1 protein-coding gene and 1 pseudogene are annotated in these 1,629 nt (G+C 23.6%); one reads left to right on the top strand and one right to left on the bottom strand.

The genetic code is table 11. The annotated features are described in order from the left end of the window. Positions 1 to 224, top strand: a pseudogene (locus AYC60_RS09090) (YadA-like family protein); the annotation flags it as partial. Positions 225 to 308: 84 nt separating this feature from the next. On the opposite strand, the gene AYC60_RS04870 reads toward AYC60_RS09090, so the two are convergent. After that, the gene (locus AYC60_RS04870) at positions 309 to 1,403 is read right to left on the bottom strand and encodes an IS30 family transposase (RefSeq protein ID WP_067321877.1); all 1,095 of its coding nucleotides are present in this window, start codon (positions 1,401 to 1,403) and stop codon (positions 309 to 311) included. Positions 1,404 to 1,629 lie beyond the last annotated feature (226 nt).

The raw sequence follows: 1,629 nt of genomic DNA, 5'->3' as shown, positions 1-1,629 counted from the left end.
CAGGACTTGGATATCAATTTGATAAATTAGAATCAAGAAGAAAAGACATGTTAACATTACAAAGAAACGGAAATATTAACTTACTTGATGAAAAAGTTTACGAGCATGAAATGAAGATAGAAAAATTAGAAAATAAAGTGGAAATACTTGAAAAATCAAATAAAGAATTGATGAAAGAAATAGAAGAATTAAAAAATCTATTTAAAGAACAAATGAAAAAATAGTTAAAGAGGTAAATAAATTGTAAGTAGAAATTAGAAATGTCCAAAATTAAATAATAAAAATTTTATAGTGCAGTATAATTGAATTTATGCTGCATTTTTATTTTCAAAATAAATATTTTTTGATGTTTTACCATTAAAAATTTTTCTTGGATAATTATTCATAAAGTCTTGTATATATTCTATCTCTTTATTACTCAAATTATTAAATGAAGATCCCTTAGGGAAAAATCTCCTAATAAATCTATTGTTATTTTCATTACTTCCACGCTCTGAAGAACTGTAAGGGTGACAGTAATACCATTCTAAATTAAAATGTTTACAGACATTGTCTATACTGTAAAATTCACTCCCATTATCTGAAGTAAATGTTTTAAAAGAAAGTGCTTTATTTTCATTTATTATTTCATTTAAAGTTTTTGATACGGAATTTGAAGTTTTATCATCAATTAGTTTAATAATTTGATATCTACTACATCTATCAGTTAATACAAGCAGTGCCTTATTTTTACCTGTTCTATTACCTACAACAGTGTCTATTTCCCAATTTCCAACTTCCAACCTTTTATTTATTTCATCAGGTCTATCTTCAATAGAATTATATTTACCTTTTCTAATAAGTTTAGCACATTTTTCTTTTTTAACTTTCTTTTGTTGGTATAAAGAATGATTAGGTTTTATTCCAAGTGAATCAAATAATCCTTTTCTAATGTAGTTAAGAAGAGTCCTAGATGTAAATTTAGGATTAAGACCTTCATTAATAGCTAATTGAATACAGGCATAAGGAGAATATTTCTTTTTTAGTAAATTAGCCATGAAATAAAACAAATTAATATTCTTATCAATTTTTAAAGCTCTTGTATCTTCCTTTCTCATTTCAATATATCTACTATTAGATTTATCAGCAGAATAAGCATAATAGATTCTACCAAGATAATCTGTTTGTTCAACTTTTCCTCTTTCAAGTTCTCTTTTAATAGTTCTTTTACATCTACCAAGATAATCAGATAATTCATAAACTAAAACTCTATATTTTCTTTTAGTATTTTGAATAATTTTATTAGATGCATAATCTTTGTGATAATCTAATATATTATTATTAGCTAAGAATCCTTCTATTTTTAGTTTTTCTTGATAACTAAGGTGTTTACCTTTTTTTAAATTTATGTTATTATTGTTCATATAGATGTGTTCCTTTACTTTAATTTATTTTTTGTTTGTATTTTAAAGGTATCACATCTATATTTTTATTTCAAGTTTTTTTGGACATTTCTAATTTCTACTTACAAAAAATTTTTTTCAGAATAAAAAAAGTTGACAAATACAGCATCTTATGATAGAATTAGAAAGCTGATAAAGAATCAGTATCTGTATTACCAATACAAATTTTTATATTGGGAGGAATAAA

This window comes from Streptobacillus felis (genome assembly GCF_001559775.1).
Lineage (GTDB): Bacteria > Fusobacteriota > Fusobacteriia > Fusobacteriales > Leptotrichiaceae > Streptobacillus > Streptobacillus felis.
Note: the sequence above shows the minus strand (reverse complement) of the source record. Positions and strands in the feature narration are given on the sequence as shown.

Bases quoted from the DNA above. Each gene is read 5' to 3' on its own strand.
- AYC60_RS04870 (WP_067321877.1), bottom strand. From the start codon at position 1,403: ATGAACAATAATAACATAAATTTAAAAAAAGGTAAACACCTTAGTTAT.